14 protein-coding genes are annotated in these 17,841 nt (G+C 33.4%); 9 read left to right on the forward strand and 5 right to left on the reverse strand.

Annotated features, from left to right (window positions below; translation table 11 throughout):
* Positions 1–10 precede the first annotated feature (10 nt).
* From NOX80_RS14350 to NOX80_RS14385, 8 genes are all read left to right on the forward strand, one after another.
* Positions 11–3,388: an RHS repeat domain-containing protein gene (locus NOX80_RS14350; protein WP_256550487.1), complete on the forward strand. Its 3,378-nt coding sequence runs from the start codon at positions 11–13 to the stop codon at positions 3,386–3,388.
* A gap of 11 nt (positions 3,389–3,399) precedes the next feature.
* The gene (locus NOX80_RS14355; protein WP_256550488.1) at positions 3,400–6,843 is read left to right on the forward strand and encodes a DUF6443 domain-containing protein; all 3,444 of its coding nucleotides are present in this window, start codon (positions 3,400–3,402) and stop codon (positions 6,841–6,843) included.
* Between the two features lie 7 nt (positions 6,844–6,850).
* Positions 6,851–7,342 (forward strand): hypothetical protein, encoded by a 492-nt coding sequence (locus NOX80_RS14360; protein WP_256550489.1) that lies wholly within the window; start codon positions 6,851–6,853, stop codon positions 7,340–7,342.
* A gap of 175 nt (positions 7,343–7,517) precedes the next feature.
* Positions 7,518–7,937, forward strand: a complete 420-nt coding sequence (locus NOX80_RS14365; protein ID WP_256550490.1) for a hypothetical protein — start codon at positions 7,518–7,520, stop codon at positions 7,935–7,937.
* Between the two features lie 214 nt (positions 7,938–8,151).
* Entirely contained in the window at positions 8,152–8,706 is a 555-nt protein-coding gene (locus NOX80_RS14370) for an REP-associated tyrosine transposase (protein WP_256550491.1), read from the forward strand.
* A gap of 61 nt (positions 8,707–8,767) precedes the next feature.
* Positions 8,768–9,496, forward strand: a complete 729-nt coding sequence (locus tag NOX80_RS14375; RefSeq protein WP_256550492.1) for a polymorphic toxin type 44 domain-containing protein — start codon at positions 8,768–8,770, stop codon at positions 9,494–9,496.
* 560 nt (positions 9,497–10,056) lie between these two features.
* Positions 10,057–10,401, forward strand: coding sequence for a hypothetical protein (locus NOX80_RS14380; protein ID WP_256550493.1), 345 nt, complete (start codon positions 10,057–10,059; stop codon positions 10,399–10,401).
* Between the two features lie 9 nt (positions 10,402–10,410).
* Entirely contained in the window at positions 10,411–10,845 is a 435-nt protein-coding gene (locus tag NOX80_RS14385; RefSeq protein WP_256550494.1) for a hypothetical protein, read from the forward strand.
* A gap of 640 nt (positions 10,846–11,485) precedes the next feature.
* Here the strand turns inward: NOX80_RS14385 and NOX80_RS14390 are convergent.
* Positions 11,486–12,304 (reverse strand): alpha/beta hydrolase, encoded by an 819-nt coding sequence (locus NOX80_RS14390; RefSeq protein WP_256550495.1) that lies wholly within the window; start codon positions 12,302–12,304, stop codon positions 11,486–11,488.
* 342 nt (positions 12,305–12,646) lie between these two features.
* Between NOX80_RS14390 and NOX80_RS14395 the strand changes: the two genes are divergently transcribed.
* Complete coding sequence (locus NOX80_RS14395) at positions 12,647–12,916, forward strand: hypothetical protein (protein ID WP_256550496.1); 270 nt, start codon at positions 12,647–12,649, stop codon at positions 12,914–12,916.
* Positions 12,917–13,147: 231 nt separating this feature from the next.
* On the opposite strand, the gene NOX80_RS14400 is transcribed toward NOX80_RS14395, so the two are convergent.
* The 4 genes from NOX80_RS14400 to NOX80_RS14415 form a co-directional block, all read right to left on the reverse strand.
* Entirely contained in the window at positions 13,148–14,146 is a 999-nt protein-coding gene (locus NOX80_RS14400) for a phosphotransferase (protein ID WP_256550497.1), read from the reverse strand.
* Positions 14,147–14,422: 276 nt separating this feature from the next.
* Positions 14,423–15,112, reverse strand: a complete 690-nt coding sequence (locus tag NOX80_RS14405) for a hypothetical protein (RefSeq protein ID WP_256550499.1) — start codon at positions 15,110–15,112, stop codon at positions 14,423–14,425.
* Between the two features lie 810 nt (positions 15,113–15,922).
* Positions 15,923–16,936: an alpha/beta fold hydrolase gene (locus NOX80_RS14410; RefSeq protein ID WP_256550500.1), complete on the reverse strand. Its 1,014-nt coding sequence runs from the start codon at positions 16,934–16,936 to the stop codon at positions 15,923–15,925.
* Positions 16,926–17,489 carry a hypothetical protein gene (locus NOX80_RS14415; protein ID WP_256550501.1) on the reverse strand — a complete coding sequence of 188 codons (564 nt, stop codon included), beginning with the start codon at positions 17,487–17,489 and terminating at the stop codon, positions 16,926–16,928. The genes NOX80_RS14410 and NOX80_RS14415 overlap by 11 nt, the downstream gene beginning before the upstream one ends.
* Positions 17,490–17,841: the final 352 nt, after the last annotated feature.

Genomic DNA, 17,841 nt, shown 5'->3' on the forward strand with positions numbered 1-17,841 from the left:
AAAAAAATACATGAAAAATATACTATTCACCTTACTGCTTTTAGGGCTTTATGGGACTGCTATGGCGCAACCCGATGGTCCAGGTCAGATTGTTAAGCCGGAAGTAACAGCACCTTCTCCGCAAGCTTATGCCCTGACAAAATTCGGAGATATTCCGATTAATGAATTTACAGGAATGGTAAATGCAAATATTCCTATTTATACAGCAAAAGTCGGAAAACTACAATTGCCAATCATATTGAATTATTCGGCATCCGGTGTAAAAGTGGCACAAACCGCTACCTGGACAGGGATTAACTGGACATTGAATGCCGGAGGTGTTATTTCCAGAACGATTAATGATGCTCCGGATGAATCAATTTCTGCGGATAAACGATTAACAGCTGATATGATTATACCTAACCAATTGGTAAACGGTTCGGCACATGCGTACTTTTTAAACGGAGTCTTTGTCGGAGCAAGGAAATATTATGATTTTAAACCCGATCTGTGGAGTTTTTCATTCGGGAACTACTCGGGAACTTTTTATCTGGATGGTGATTTTATACCGCGACTTTCTAAAGTCGATAGTAATATGAAGATCGAAATTGTGGGTACTGAAACCGATTTGCGACAACGATTCCGTAATAATCAGGCTTTCTGTATTACTACCCCTGACGGTATTAAATACTATTTTGGAGGTACAGACGCCTGTGAAAGTTCTTTTATGGGATCACACCGGGATAATCCGTATGCAAATACCGGATTTTATTTGACTAAAATTCAACATCCTGATAATGGTATTATCCTGTTTGAATATGATACCGATCTTGCAACACATTCCGTTTGGGCCAATGAAGAGCATAGTATCACTTATAAAAATTTTGAAAACCATATCGAGTCCCTTTGTAAACGACCTCCAACGAATGAAGATCAGTATATAATAAGCAGTACGGCAACGGTGACACTAAACGGGAAACACCTGAAGCGAATCTACAGTCCAAGTAGTTATTTGCAGATATTCTTCAACCGAAGCAACGGTTCGAGCGGGCATTATAAGTATGTATTGGACAATATTGAAGTAAAAGAAGGTAGTACGGTCATGCGTAAAGCCGAATTTACCTACCTGTTCCCACAGGCCAAGAATAATTCTGAACGTTTCTTCTTAACCAAAGTTGAACTGGATAAAGACCGGAATTACGGAAGCGGCCATGGCCGAAAAAACGAAGAATATATTCTGGAATACAATGATCCTTTAGGATTACCGATTCGCCGTAGTCAGGCTAAAGACCAAGCCGGTTATTTCAATGGAAAATTCAGCAATACGATCGCATTACCGCAAAATGAGGATCTGCAATTCAGTAATTATCATAATAATTTAGCCGATCGTACACCGGATTTTAATTATGCTGTAAAGGGTACATTAAAAAAGATTACACATCCGACTAAAGGCTATACGTTGTTTGAATATGAGTCGCTAAAAGCAAAAGCATACGATAGAGAACATCGATCGTTAACCATTTGGAGGAATGATCCGGGAATGAATCCGACATCAAAAACATTAGCTACAATACCTTTAGGTAATTTTTATGCCAATCCGGACGGAACAATGGGTACCACTGCGGCTGTTATAGATGAAGAGATAAAAGTACGGGTGGTATTATCTTCCAATGCCCAGATGGGTCACCTTGATCGTGTCCTTTTTAAATTAAAAGACGAAACTGCCAATTCAACCCAACTCATAACAATACAGATGCCGGACGGTAACGAAGAAATCGGAACCGGAGCCTTTAATTATGTTCGGGAGTTTACTGTAAATGTGATTAAAGATCATATATATACCGTTGAATTGAGTAATACCTATTCCTCTATAGTGAAGTTTCAAGCATCTGCTTATTTCTTTAATACCAAAGGTTTTAAAACGATCGATGAAAACGGAGGCTTACGCGTGATGCGAACTACCGACTTTACCGCAGAAACCCAAAGTGCTTTTATAAAACGTTTTTATTATTACAAAGCAAAAGACCTTCAGGCTGATCCCTATTCACTATTGAATTTTAAAACCAATTTTGAATTTGTAACCGATCTTCTGGTGCTAAAATGTTGTAATCCGGCCTGGGGTGATTTACTGACGCAAACCGGCTCTATTTTACTGCGTACATTTTCATCTGCTCCACTATTTGCTGATGACTTGGAAAAGAAATATGAATATGTAACGATCAGTTATGGAGGAGATAACTTTGAATTGGGAGGCAAGCAAAAGCAGTTTAACAATACTCATTATATAACCAGTCAGGATATTCATGGCTTGGAAGGAGGTCCTTTTAAGTCGGAAAAATTAATGTATCGCGGGAATCTGGAATCCATTTATCAGGGAACTCTATTATCGGAGGTTGACCTGATTAAAAAGGAAGGTAAATTCTATAAAGTAAAAGAACAGTTTTATGAATATGATTATGTGCCGGAAGGTAATGGTATGACCGGTATAACCGGAGGATACACAAATATGAACTGTGCTTATCCGCAAGACGGAGCGGACAATCTGGATATCGGAAAATTTGAATTCCTTTCTAAACGAGTAAATCTGATTTCTAAAACACAAAAAGAATTCACCAGTCCGATGTTAATTACAACCGATGTCATATTTGAAGGCGGATATAAACCGATTATTACCAAAACCGATTACAGTTACGGAACTTTGGCCGGACTACCGACAGCTATAAAAACCACGACGAGTGAAGATGACATAGTTAACCGCGTTCATTATTTTTATGCCAATCAGTCCAATCAGATTCCGGATATCACACCTATACAAACGGCAGCTTTGAATAAACTGGTAGAATTGAATAAAGTAACCCAACCGGTAATGATAAAAACATTCCGCGGACCGGATAATGGTATACCAACTTTAACGGATACAAAGGTCCTGTTATACAAAAGTTGGAACAACAATCCGAACCTGATCCAGCCGGAGATCATCCGTTTTGCAAAAGGAGCCGGTGCTTTGGAAGACCGTATCTATATGCGAAAGTACGACAACAGAGGGAATCTTCTTGAAATGGCTCTACCGGACGGAACCAGAACACATTATGAATACGATCCGTATGATAACCTGACGGTAAAGATTGAGAATTACGGAGGGTCGGATTCACTACCTATTGATATTCCTGTTGTTCCGGTAGACTTTGAACCGGGAACTCCGGGGCCGTGTACTTTTAGTTCTACATATCCGGGAGCAATGGTAACCTGGTATTATTACGATACGTTTACACGATTACTACGTCGTACCGTCGATTCTAATTGTCGTAGTACCTATTATGAATACGATGCTTTATTACGCTTAAAACGCATTAAAGATCATGACGGGAATATCATCGAAGAGTATGATACTAATTATAAACTCAACTAAACTGTAGCACCATGAAAAAAATACTATTGGCTTTATTGTGCGCTCCTGTTGGGATGTTCGCACAAACAATTAGTCAGAACTGGACAAAAAAAACAACTTATCGGGATGCAAATAGCGGGCGTCCGGTGTCGACCGTTACCTATTATGACGGTTTAGGCCGACCGGTACAGCAAAATGCAAATAAGCAATCCGGAACCGGAAAAGATATGATTACCCATATGGAATACGACATGGGACGTCAGTTAAAAGAGTATCTTCCCTATCCGGCTACGGTAAACGATATGAGTTTTCAGGCCGATGCGCAAGCGGCTACATTAAATTATTCGCAATATAGCGGACAATCACCGTTTAGTGAAAAAATACTGGAATTATCGCCATTGGCTCGTCCTTTAAAACAGGGAGCGCCCGGAACGGACTGGCAGGTTAATCCGAATGCCGATACCGATCATACGATCAAAATGACGTATCTGACCAACAATGCCAATGAAGTCAAAAATTACTTTGCACTGACAACCTGGGATAATACAAACGGTTTGTATACTATTCAGTTACAGGATAAAGGTTTTTATAGCGTTAATCAGTTGTATAAAACGGTGATTAAAGATGAAAACTGGAAATCCGGAACCAATAATACCACCGAAGAATATAAAGATAAAGAAGGTCGTGTGGTTTTAAAGCGTACCTTTAATAACGGGGCTTACGACACCTATTATGTTTATGATTTATACGGTAATCTGACCTATGTGATTCCGCCATTGGCAACCAATCCGGCCTCACAACTGGACAATCTGTGTTATCAGTATAAATACGATTCCCGTAACCGTATGGTTGAAAAGAAACTACCGGGCAAACAATGGGAGTTTATCGTATATGACCGATTAGACCGTGTGGTGGCAACCGGACCTGCATTATCACCGTTTGGCGGTACTGAAACCGGATATTTAATTACCAAATACGATGAATTAAGTCGCGTGGCTTATACCGGTTGGCTACAAACGGCTTCAACCCGAAGTGCTTTACAGCAACAGTACAATACGACTGCAAGGCTTTCGGAAGAAAGAGTGAAAGTCGGAACAACTCAGAATGTGGATAATGTGGGTATTGGTTATACCAATCTTGTGATTCCGATGACAGGAATGAAACTGCTTACCGTTACCTATTATGATAATTACCAATATCCGAACAGTCTTGTTTCGACACAACAAACAGATCCTTTCGGACAGGAAGCTGCTACGGCTACAACCGGACAGGTAACCGGTAGTTGGGTACGCGTACTGACTACGCCATCGGAAACGTTAAATGAGCAAAGTTATACGCTATACGATTCGAAATACCGACCGATTCGTACTTATACAACCAATCATTTGGGCGGTTATACCCGTGTGGACAGTAAGCTGGATTTTAGCGGAAAAGTAGAATTTACACAAACTTACCATAAGCTAAACAGCAGCAGCTCGGAATATACGGTAAAAGACACCTATACCTATACCGATGAAGACCGAATGTTAACGCATGTTCATCAAATCAATGGCGGTGATGAAGAGCTGATCACCAAAAACACCTATGACGAATTGGGCCGTTTGGAATCTAAAATCGTAGGCGGACCGGATACAACCGGAACCAGTGGTATGCAAAAAGTAGATTATCGCTATAACATTAGAGGTTGGATGACCGATATTAATAACGACGCCCCTTTAAATAATCCGGAATTAGTTTTGGGTGACGGTGACTTATTCGGATTTAAGATCAACTATAACCAGGTAACCAAAGGCGAAGCCGGTAAAGTTGTTTTAGCTTCCGAAAGTATGGGCGGTGATGTTGTACCACTTTACAACGGGAATATTTCCGAAACGTTTTGGATCACTCAAAGCGATAATATATTGCGAAAATATGGTTATCAATACGACGCCTTAAACCGATTGAATAAAGCATTCTATCAAAAACCGATTTCCGATAATCCGACTCCGGGTTCGTATAATGAAACGGTTGCTTATGATAAAAACGGGAATATTACGTCTATGAAACGTACCGGAAATCTGGATCACCCGACGGTAAAGATTGATATTGATGATCTGACCTATTTCTATAACGGAAACCGTTTGATGCGGGTAAACGATCTGACCAATAATCCGGAAGGTTTTAAGGATAACGGTTACGGGAATACCTATAACGATTATGCCTATGATGCCAACGGTAATATGACGCAGGATGCGAATAAAAAGATTACGAATATTGTTTATAATCATTTAAACCTGCCAACAGAAATTCTGTTCGCGGATAGTAATAAAATTACTTATATTTACAACGCAGCCGGAGTTAAGGTACAAAAAAGTGTACTGGATGGCGGTAGTACGTCTCGTGTTGATTACCTACAGGGCTTTCAATATGAGAATCAGGAATTATCGTTTTTTCCGCATGCGGAGGGCTATGTTAAAGTAACGGAAAGTAACTATTTTAACTATGTTTATAATTATACCGATCATTTAGGAAATATTCGTACGAGTTGGACCTGGCATAAGAAAAGCGGTAGTGTAGCGGTAATGGAAGAAAACCATTATTATCCGTTTGGATTAAAACACCGGGCTTATAATATCGAGTCGTATACTTATGCTATGCCAATGGATGGCTCTCCGGGATATAACGTACCGGAACTGATTGAAGAAACGGTTGATAATCCGAATCCGTATAAATATAAATACAACGGTAAGGAATTACAAGACGAGCTAGGATTGAATATGTATGATTATGGCGCGCGTAATTATGATGCAGCAATTGGTCGTTGGATGAATATTGACCCGCTGGCGGAGAAATCAAGAAGGTTTAGCCCTTATACTTATGCTCTTAATAATCCTATTTATTTTATTGACCCTGATGGGATGCAAGCGGATGATTGGAGAAACAAAGCAGGACAACAGGTTTATGACCCTAAAGCAAATGGTGGTAAAGGAGCCTATACAGAGCATGCTACCGCAGATGATAAAAATTTAGGAAAAGCTCTTCAACAAACAGCAACAGGTAGAGAACAGTTTAATAAGCTTGTAAATTCAGATGTTAAAACTTATGTCTCGATAGACAAAGTTAACAAACCGGTTGATGAAAGTGGAAAAATGGTAGCAGGGGAAACAACTCCTATAGTATCAAAAAGCGGTAGTGTAGCCCAAGTGAAGGATGAAGCAGGTAAAGTTGTTGGTTTAAAGCCAGAAGGATTCGAAATAACTATATATCAAAAAAATGTGGTGTCTTTGGTTGATGGTAATACTAAAGGTGGCGCTGTAGTTTATGGTAAAGAGCTGCCAAAAGAAACAACGTTTTCACAAGCAATGGGAGTAATTTTTGGGCATGAGATAGAACATGCAACTCCACAGGATTTACTATATGGTGTGAAAAACCCAAACAAAGAAGAAGTTCCCGCAACTAATGTTTCTAATAAAATTATTGACGAATTAAAAAAATAAAAGCAAAATGAAAGATTTAATTAAAATAGGGTTATTCTTATTGATAGGGACATATTCATTAAATGCACAAGTTAAAACAGAACCTGATTCTATTAAATTTAGCAATAATAACTGCGCAACCAAATTAGCAAGGGAGTATATGTTTAAAATGGGTGCGATTGACAGTAACGATTCTAAACAAAAACCTTTAAGGTCAAGTGAATTATTAAAAGGTACTGAATTTGAAAAGGAAATAAATGGCGTTTTTCTTATATCCCCCTTAACCACACACCGAAAAAAGTTAATTGTTTTAAAAAAAGGAAATCAAATAAAATTATTGACATTTAAAAATGTTAGTAATTCGCTGATAGAATTAATTTCATTTCTTCGGGATATTAATACAAGTAATGATGAGTTACTTAAGTATATAGATTCAGTTCAGATTTACATTGAAAGCTCTAAAAGCACAATAAAAGCCAATAATAAAATGAATAATAGTGATTGGATTAAATGTAAATAAGATTGACAATTTCCAAAAATCCCGATCGCGCGGATTTGTAATCCGTGTAATTAAAACTAAAAACTACAACCCTAAAAAGTTGTAGTTTTGTTTTTTATGGAATGTGCAATTATAACAACTACCCTACTAATCTTGACACGGATTACAAATCCGCGCTATCAGTAATTAACATATTATGAAATATATTTTATTTATATTATTATCTTTAAACTCTTGTCATAAAGAAGTCATTAAAGAGGAAATTTGTTTAGTTGGAATAACTTATAATGATAACGAACAAGTTTTGGGACCATCAGCGATAAAATTAGATTTTATTGATAAAGCAAATTTTCTTGAGAAAAAAATAAAAGCAAATAGTTTAAAAACAGTTTTTTTCTACGCATATGAAATTAATCAAAGAAAATCTACTTATATGAAAAGAGATTATTATGAAAAAAAGAAGGATACTATATCGCTGTATGCTACAACTTCTTATTTTGAATCTGATAAGTTTAAAAAATGGACATCTAATGAGATTAAATCTTTTTTAAAAAAAGAAGGGATAGGTATTGTAATTGACAATGATACATTAAAAATTTTAGAATGTAAACATTAAAAACCCGATCGCGCGGATTTGTAATCCGTGTAATTAAAACTAAAAACTACAACCCTAAAAAGTTGTAGTTTTGTTTTATGGAAGTGTCATCTAGCGTACACTTATTTTGGAACGGATTGCTAACCCCGATCGCGCGGATTTGTAATCCGTGCCAATAAAGAAAGAGCAAACTACAACCCTAAAAAGTTGTAGTTTTGTTTTTATATATACTGCCATGTCAACAAAATATAAAGCCACAACAACCGAAAATGCCTATTTTATTACTCTAACTATAGTAGGATGGATTGATGTATTTACAAGAGTAAATCAAAAAACAATTCTTATAAATGCATTACAGCATTGTAAACAAAATAAAGGATTAGAAATATATGCATATTGTATTATGTCTAGTCATTTACATTTACTTTGTAAAGCGACTAATGGTTTTATACTCTCTGATGTAATACGAGATTTTAAAAAATTTACTTCCAAGAAAATAATACAGACTATTATTGAAGAACCTGAGAGTCGGCGGGAATGGATGTTGGACTATTTTAAAAAAGCTTGTCAGCATTTAAAAAGAACGCAACAATATAAAGTTTGGCAAGATGGTTATCATGCGGAAATTGTTGAAACCATTTCGTTTATTATCCAGAAAATAAACTATATTCATAATAATCCTGTGAAAGATAAAATTGTAGTTCTTCCCGAAGATTATTATTATAGTTCTGCGAGAAATTATGCAAATTTAGATAATGATTTAGAGGTTGTTTTACTGGACTTATTTTAGTGTACACGGATTGCAAATCCGCGCTATCTGGACTCCGTATAACTATGCGAATAATAACCCAATGTATTTTGTTGACCCTGATGGGATGCAAAGTGAAAGAAATGATGGGGTGGTTTACGGTCAGGCAAGTGATCAGGGACATTGGTCCGATTCAATAAGAGAACAAAAATCACATAATACTCCTCCTGATGATATTACAGTAAATTCAAAAGGAATAGTAACAAATGTGGTGAAAAATAATAAACCTAATAGATTTTTTGATGAAAATGGACAACAGCTTTTCTTTAATGACCCTGAAAATGATTTTTCGGAAATTGATAGTTGGGCTGTAGGAGACGAGCTTTACACTCCAATATCAGAAAATCAATTAGCTGAGGGTGTTAGAAATGCTGGCTTATCTCCCTTATTATTGAGAGCTCAAGGAAAATTAGGAGAGGCATGGTTAATGGCTGCTTACATGTCACATGGAAGTGCTGACTTTACAATGTCCTATTTAGTACCAAATTTTATGACAAATAGCGAAGCAGCACATTCTGATATTGGAAGATTTAGAACAGAATACAATTCGTATACTAGGTTTTTCAGATTTGGTAATTCGAAAAGTATTTACAATCTTTATGATGCTGGAAATTTTATGTGGGGTAATTGGATGGGAATGAACGGATTTAGTTTAGGTTCATTGAAAACTGGGGCTAATATTAATTCGGTTATTTTTAGCCAATCGATTGATACCAAACCCGACAAAAGAGCAATTAAAAATGGATTTAATTTTTATAGATTTAGAAGATGATGAATGACAAACAATTAAAAAAATATTCAGTTTTAAGTTTTATTGGAGTAATTATTTTAATTAGCATTAATTTATTATTTTACAATGAGGACAACTTTTCGCCATATTTGACGAGAGGGTTTGTTGGTTTGACTATTAAAATTTTCTTATTGATAATTTTTGTGCTATGTTTTTCTATGACATCAAAAGTTGTACTTCATTATATTAAGAACAAAAAAGTAATAGATTTATATTTTATACTAATTTGTCCGTTTATTACTTATTTATTGTATACAATTTGGTTAATATGTAAGTCATTAATAATCCAATAATAGATTAGAACCTCGATAGCGCGGATTTGTAATCATAAGTGTTCGAAACCCGATCTCACGGATTTGTAATCCGTGTAATTAAAACTAAAAACTACAACCCTAAAAAGTTGTAGTTTTGTTTTTTATGGCAGTAAAAAGTTGTAACAACTACCCTACTTATTATGGCACGGATCGCACCCGAGGCTTTAGCCGAACTGACGAAGTAAATCCGCGCCAACTGGGTAAAACATACAAATTTTAAAAAGTATTATGAATAAAATATTTTTTCTTTCGGTTATATTTATATTTCTTTCATGTGAAAAAATTGATTGTGAAAGATTGTCAAAAATTACAAGAGAAGAAGAGTGCCTTCTTGTAGTAAAAAAAATAAATGATAGTAATTCTGTATATAATTTTGATATAAACGGACAGAGTTTAAAAACATTTAAAGACACACTGTATAAAGAACAAAACAGATGGTTCTGTACATATTATAAATACCTAGTTAAAGGAGATACAATTATTAAACGTAAAGGAGAACTGGTTTTTAACATTCATAAAAAAGACACAATATTATCCTTTAATTGGGAATGTGAAGGTAAAGTATATAAATAACTTCGTCATATGAAAAATAGCATAATATTCATATTCATAGTAGTAGTATTAAATTCTTGTAATTTTAATGCCAATATAAAAAAGGAAAATAATATTCGGGATAAAGAAGCTGCAGAATCTGTTGTTGGATTTTTATATCTATATACTGCCAAAAAAGAGTTTGATTCGATACCAAAACTAATGAGTCAAGACTTTTATAAATTAGTAGCAAGAGAAGACTTAAAGTCTTATTTAATCAGTAAAAAGGAAAAATTAGGCGACTTTAAAGATTTTACCTTAAAAGATTGGAAGACAACTGAAACAAGTGGAACAAATCCTAAAACAGAATATCTTTTGATTTATGATGTGACATATTCCAATGGTCATGCTGAAGAATCTATTTCTTTAGTAAAAGAAAACAATAAAGTTAAAATATTCGGATATAATGTTAATCTTAAAGAGTAAACCCGATAGCGCGGATTTGTAATCATAAGTGTTCGAAACCTTAAAAGCTATACTTTTGAAATAAAAAAGATGAATGTTTCAGAGGTGTTGAATTATATCCCGATCGCGCGGATTTGTAATCCGTGTAATTAAAACTAAAAACTACAACCCTAAAAAGTTGTAGTTTTGTTTTTTATGGAAGTAAACAGTTATAACAACTACCCTACATATTATGGCACGGATTGCACCCGAGGCTTTAGCCGAACTGACGAAGTAAATCCGCACCATCTGGGGTAAAAATGGTTATTATTTAAAAAAATGAAAAGAACATCAATAAAGTTTTCGTATTATACATTAATCGGATTTATTATTTTGATTTTAATTAATCTTTACTCAGTGTTAATACCTGAAGATTCAAATAAAAGATTAAATGATATTTCAATCTTAATAAATTGGTTTCTTTTTATACCAGTATTTGTATTAACCACATATTTTTCATGGAATGTTTTTATAGATTATTTAAGAAACAAACTGAAATTTGAAATAAAACACCTTATATTAATAATTCCTTTTTTAATATATTTTGTATTTTATGTAGGTAATTTTGTCTATATTTTTTTATAAGATAAGGTTTAACACCCCGATAGCGCAGATTTACTTTTTATTTCGTTTGGTTTAATGTCCAGATAATTGCTTTTTCTTTTGTCGCTCTAAATATAGTTGTATGCTTTTCTTTTGGTTCGTCGGAAAACCTCCATTTTATGTTTGTTCGGTTTTCGGCTTTCAATAGATTTGCCAATTCTTTTGTAAAGGGTGCAATATCTTCTGCATTTGAGCCTGCAAACCAAACTCGTTTGTCAGTTGATGGAAATTTTGCTAAATGCTCTTTTGCAGTCCTTACTAAATAGTGATTATTCCACCATAGTGAAGGGTCAAAAGCAATATAATTGTCAAACAATTCAGGAGTTAAGAAAAATGTTTCCATTACAAAAAGTCCTGATGCCGATTCTCCGATAATACTTTTTTCGCTCGTTGTTCTGTAACGTTTCTTAATTTCAGGGAAAAGCTCCTCTTTTATAAAAGCTCTAAATTTTTCAGAACCACCAACAACGGGTGCTATTTCCTTGTCTTTTGCTACTTCGGTAAAACCTGTTAAATCTCTTCTTCTTTCTGTATTCTCTATTCCTACGAGAATAATTGGCTTTATTTTGTTCTCTTTTATAAGTTTAGCCAATGTATTTGCAATGTGCGGAAAGTCTTCTTTTACTCCTCCGTCTGCCATATACATTACAGGTAATGAGTCGGTGCCAGTTTTATAGTTTTCCGGTGTCCATACATTAATTAACCTTTCTTCTCCAACCTGTCTCGATTGAATTTTAAAAGTTTCGTGCTCCGGAATCGGGTCGTTTGATTGTGATGCGTTTGAGCAACTCGTAAGTGTTATCAATAGCAAAATAAGGTTGTAATAGATAAATTTCATTTGTTTTTATTTTGTATGTTGTTTGAAGCTATATTGTTGTAAGCTGATGCTCCATTTTGTTAATCTATTAAAGATATATCTGTTACTGGTAGATATGTTTGACAAGAACTACATTCACTTGCTAATATAATAATTTAAAAATAGCATTTCAAAATCTTTGATCCGTTTCTTTATGCTGCGAGGTCAGGAGACACTCGCAGAGCAATGTTTTTTATAAGATCACTTTGCTGAGCTGGTTACACCCCTAAAAAGTTGTAGTTTTGTTTTATGGAAGTGCCAACTAGCGTACAGTTATTTTGGAACGGATTGCAAATCCGCTCCATCGAGTAATATACTTCATGAATGAATAATATTAGAAAAAATAAATCAAAAAGCAAGTTTCTTTCCATCAAAGAGAAAATTATGTTTTGGTTAAAAAAAACAGAAAACATTGTATTGATGATTCTATTAATCATTGTTACAATAATTGGAATAATTGATGGTAATTTAGAAATTATAGCAATCGTTTATGCTTTTCTATATTTATTAGGACTTTTATTCGGCGTAATATTTTATTTAAAAGATAAGTTTTTTTTAATATCTTTCCTCATTCATAAGGATTTAAGTCATTAGAATAAAAGAGTATTTATGATAGAATTAATTTTTGAGATAGTGGTTTTCTCAATTTTGAGGTATTCAGGTGCTTTTATAAGATGGCTTTTTTTGCATCGCAAGAGAACGTTTAAATCTTTGCTACAAGAGGGTGATCATTTTAATACTATTGTTTCAATTTTGGTGGTTTTAGGAATAGTATTTCTATTTCAGTTTGTTTAATACGTAAATTAGATTAAAATAAAAAAGTCATTATTGTTTTTCTCCATTTTGTCTTTTTTCATAATAATCAATCCAATTTCTTATTCTTCCAACAAACATTTTAAGATAGTTTTCAGTGAAAAATATATTCGACCAATCAAATCTTTGTGCTTGTACACCAAGATAGAACACAAAAATTGATGCTCCGGCTTCCGGAATTAATTCAATTTCTTTTTCTGATAAATTTCTTATACTCTGGTAGCCATTTAGAAAGCTTTTTACTTTTGATTCATATTCATTTTTGTCCGATTCTATAAAAAATAACTGTTTGCAAAAATAACCGACATCCAAAATTAATAAACCGTTTCCGCAATTGTCAAAGTCAAAAATAGTGATCTCATTTTCATTATTTACACTCAGATTATCATACCAAATATCTAAATGAACGATTCCTTTTTTATTTTCTAATAAATCACTTTCATTCATTCTCTTTGCTATTTTACTACCAATTGCTTTTAAGAATTTCATTTCATCTAAATCTTCGTCAAAAAATGGCTTTATCTTATTATATGATTCATTCAAAAGTAGTTCAGCATCATAATTTACTCTGTCAATTTTTTCACTTTCAGTTACGTTATGAATTTTAGCCATTAGGAAACCGATTGAAAAGCAAGTTTCGTTTGACATAAATCGCATTTTTTCGCCTTTAGCAAATGAAAAAAGTACTGCATATCGAATTCCTTCAGGCGCATTAATTTCCTGAATGAAGTTTCCGTTACTATCTGAAATCGGATATGAAACAGATAGAGCATTTTTTCTAAGTAAATTTAGAAGCGCTAATTCTTGCTCAATTTCTATTTTTGTTCGCCATTGATGACAATAGACTCTAAAAACAAATTTTGTTTCATTATCCGAAATAAAGTACGTATGATTTACGCCCGTTCTAAATAATTGACAATTAAATTTTTCTGATAACTGGTACTTTTCTTTTATAAAGTTCCCTAATGCTGTTTCTGATAATGTGGAGGCTGTTACTGGAAAAGTGGTCATTTAGTTCGGTTTTATAGAATTGTGGCTAGCTTGTTAATAGGTACAAATATAGCTGTTCCCGGAAGATCTGTATGATAAAAACTACAATCAATTGACTACTATACTAACTCTATCGTACGGATTTATTTCGGCCGTTCGATTGTGCGAGTTTGCAATCCGTATAATTAAAACTAAAACTACAATCCTAAAAGTTGTAGTTTTGTTTTATGGGAGTATTACAATTATAACAACTACCCTACTAATCCTGACACGGATTGCAAATCCGCGCCATCTGGGTTACCTTCTAAACTCTTTAACGGAATGAAAAGTTTCTTTAGTTACATAAACCACATCACACAGAATTTTCATTAACACTCCTTCTTTGTATTCATATTTTCTAGTCAATTTACCTTCTTTAAAATTATATGTCTCTCCAAACACATTGTTATTATTGTCCAATATAATTTCATAGTCCGTTATAATTGAATTTTGAGGAATATACTGTTCTATTTCAGAGGGGTAAAACCTAATGTTTTGATTGAAATTTTTAATGGAAATTATTTTATGACCATCAACTACTCTTTCATCAAATCTCTCAATTACACTAAATATATTTGCTATATCACTTACCTCACTTGAATTGATAAATGGATATTGTATCATGATTTTTTTCTGAATCAAGAATCTATTTTTATATTCAATATCCTTGAAATAGAAATCATACCATTTGCTATCGAGTCCTGGTGAATTATTTTTCAGTTTTATATTATGTAAACTATTTTCCTTATAATTAAATTGAATTATGTTTTCTATTACTCCATCCTCATTGTATAAAATCTGACTTATTAAATGACCTTTTTTATCTAATAAATTTTGACTTATCCTTTTTTCATTTTTATACAAATCAATTTTATCATTATTTTGATTAGAGCAAGCTATATTTAGCAATGAAAATATAATTATGATTAAGACTTTTCTTTTATTCATATAATGAAAATATTAATTAGTTTCATTTTTTCTTTTAGTAACTTCATTCCCTTTTAATTCTTTCCCAAAGATAGTATGTCTAAATTCGATCACGCGGATTTACAATCCGTGCAATTAAAACTAAAAACTACAATCCTAAAAGTTGTAGTTTTGCTTTTATGGTAATATGCAATTATAACAACTACCCTGCTAATCTTGACACGGATTACACCCGAGGCTTTAGCCGAACTGATAAAGTAAATCCGCGCTATCAGGTATCAGATACCAAAATATATTAAAGTAAAAATTGATCGCAAAAAAAGAAATAAAACAAATCAATGAAAAATCTTATCTATTTAGGATATTACAATTTAATTTTAATTAATCTCATAACTGTATTTTACTATAGTTATGAATTATACCTATTTAATGTAAGCATCTTAACTCAAGACGGTTGGCGATATTTGATATTATACTTTGTAATCGATATATTTCTTTTTATTTCAGCTTTGTTTTTTCTTTTAAATAAAAAATGGAGATTAATATTGATTACACTTTTAATAGGAATTCTTCAAAATTTAACCATTTCTTTTACAGCTGTAGCAATAACAGGAATAATAACTTCTTTACTAATTTTATTTTGTTTATTCTTTTTTAAAAGACATTTGATGGTATAAACTTATTTATGTGACCCTATAACCCGATCGCGCGGATTTGTAATCCGTGCCAATAAAGAAAGAGCAAACTACAACCCTAAAAGTTGTAGTTTTGTTTTTATGGGAGTATATAATTACAACAACTACCCTACTGATCTTGATTCTTACATCTTTATTATTTTACAATCTTTATCCAATTTTCAATTTCTTGGAACGTTTTTTCTGAATTCTCAATCCACGGAAAATGTCCGGCTTTGTCAATCAATACAAGTTTAGAATTTGGTAAAACTTTATTCAATTCATCTGCGTATTTTGGCGGATTATTAGTGTCATATTTTCCATTAACAATCAAAATAGTAGTTTTAATATTGGGAAACTTTTTTTGATAATCAAGATATTTTTCTCGCTCAGCTTCGGTTTCTATAGGATAAACCTCTTTAATCGGTTTTCGCCTTCCTGCTTTCAATATTTCTTTCGCGATTGGAATTACTTTTTGAGCACTTTCTTCATTATAACACCACCATTTTATTGAAGCATCAGAAATATCTTTTCCTATTTCGTTTGTTTGGGTTTTATGCGTCATCATATAATCCCAATCTTTTATGACTTGAGAAAACCACGCCGATTCTTCTGCTCTTTGGGTTTCGGCTTTTTTTCTTCGTTCAAATGTTTCTTGTTGCGTTCCAACTAAACTTGTTCCTGTTAAAATTAGACCCGAAGTGCTTTGTGGAAATTTTAAAGCATATTCTAAAGCAATCGAACTTTGGTCGGAATGCCCAAAAATCCAGATTTTATCAACGTTTAATTTTTTTCTTAAGTCTTCGATTTCCTGAACGATATAATCTTGATTATATTCTTCAATTGTTTTTGGCGTTTCCGATTTTCCGGTTCCTCTCGGCTCATAATAGACAATTGTAAAATCACTTTCCAACGGTTTTAACGTCAATTCATAACCAATTTTTCCGGAATTTAAATGTCCGACAATCAGTATCGGACCTTTTCCTCTAATTGTGTAATTCAATTTTAAATCGCCAATCTTTTCGTAGTAATTCCCATTTTGAATTTTGCTTTGACAACTTACAAGATTTGAGATTGTAAAAAAGAGAATACTTAGATTTAATATTTTAAAATTCAACCTCATAACCTGTTCTGTAACATTGCATAGCACTTTTTGTTTCTTATCTGGCAATCACACCAACACCTGTTAACGGTTCCTTTTTTTCGACAGAAATTGAGGTTTCAACGGTAAAATTCCACCAATTACTAAATTCTAGATCATCGTCCTGATTTCCGGTATGCGTATCGACTAATTCTTTCCAGCTATTACAATACATAATAAAATTATCCATAAACTGTAGTCTGTATGCTAGTGGAGTTGTTCTTGCAAAATGAAACCGAATCCCTTTTTCTTTGGATAAGGATAAAATTACCTGCTCATTATCGGTTGTCAGAAAGGGAAAAACCTGAAAATCATCAGGAAGTCCTAATCTACGCGTCTCTTCACTAACCAGTTTTAAAATCCGAAGCAAGTCGGCAGTGATATACGACCAGTAATGTTGGGTTATTGAATAGGCCGTGTTCCATCGGTTCATAATTGGAGATGCTTCAAAAATGCTGTCCTCTTCAGTGGGAAGCCACATAGCAAATTGTACTTCTTTTAAGTCATTCCATTCAATTGATTCCAGAATGGTATTCTCAAAATTCAGAATGGTGTTTATTCGAGAATTGTCTGATTCGTTCATTTTTTTAAGGTTTAGCGGTTTGTTTATTTAGCTATCGAATATCTTTTTTGAATAGGCTTCGTTTTTCTTTTAAAGTTGCTGCTAAACTTATTTATGAAGCTTTTTCGCTTATTATTTTGTAAAAACTAAGCAGCCTGGATTTTACAAATATTTTACTAATCTACATAAAAATGTAAGTTAAAACTTAAAAATAAATAAAAATTTCCAAAACATAAAATGATCATAAAATCTAATACGATTAGAATAGATAATATAAGGTCATTTAAAGGACAATAAATTATGTAATTCTTAATCCCTTTCAAATAAATTTTACATTCGATTTGAGGAAAATCACACAATATTTACGGAATTA

The sequence above is a fragment of the Flavobacterium cerinum genome (genome assembly GCF_024496085.1).
Lineage (GTDB): Bacteria > Bacteroidota > Bacteroidia > Flavobacteriales > Flavobacteriaceae > Flavobacterium > Flavobacterium cerinum_A.

Bases quoted from the DNA above. Each gene is read 5' to 3' on its own strand.
- NOX80_RS14350 (WP_256550487.1), top strand. From the start codon at position 11: ATGAAAAATATACTATTCACCTTACTGCTTTTAGGGCTTTATGGGACT.
- NOX80_RS14355 (WP_256550488.1), top strand. From the start codon at position 3,400: ATGAAAAAAATACTATTGGCTTTATTGTGCGCTCCTGTTGGGATGTTC.
- NOX80_RS14360 (WP_256550489.1), top strand. From the start codon at position 6,851: ATGAAAGATTTAATTAAAATAGGGTTATTCTTATTGATAGGGACATAT.
- NOX80_RS14365 (WP_256550490.1), top strand. From the start codon at position 7,518: ATGAAATATATTTTATTTATATTATTATCTTTAAACTCTTGTCATAAA.
- NOX80_RS14370 (WP_256550491.1), top strand. From the start codon at position 8,152: ATGTCAACAAAATATAAAGCCACAACAACCGAAAATGCCTATTTTATT.
- NOX80_RS14375 (WP_256550492.1), top strand. From the start codon at position 8,768: ATGTATTTTGTTGACCCTGATGGGATGCAAAGTGAAAGAAATGATGGG.
- NOX80_RS14380 (WP_256550493.1), top strand. From the start codon at position 10,057: ATGAATAAAATATTTTTTCTTTCGGTTATATTTATATTTCTTTCATGT.
- NOX80_RS14385 (WP_256550494.1), top strand. From the start codon at position 10,411: ATGAAAAATAGCATAATATTCATATTCATAGTAGTAGTATTAAATTCT.
- NOX80_RS14390 (WP_256550495.1), bottom strand. From the start codon at position 12,304: ATGAAATTTATCTATTACAACCTTATTTTGCTATTGATAACACTTACG.
- NOX80_RS14395 (WP_256550496.1), top strand. From the start codon at position 12,647: ATGAATAATATTAGAAAAAATAAATCAAAAAGCAAGTTTCTTTCCATC.
- NOX80_RS14400 (WP_256550497.1), bottom strand. From the start codon at position 14,146: ATGACCACTTTTCCAGTAACAGCCTCCACATTATCAGAAACAGCATTA.
- NOX80_RS14405 (WP_256550499.1), bottom strand. From the start codon at position 15,112: ATGAATAAAAGAAAAGTCTTAATCATAATTATATTTTCATTGCTAAAT.
- NOX80_RS14415 (WP_256550501.1), bottom strand. From the start codon at position 17,489: ATGAACGAATCAGACAATTCTCGAATAAACACCATTCTGAATTTTGAG.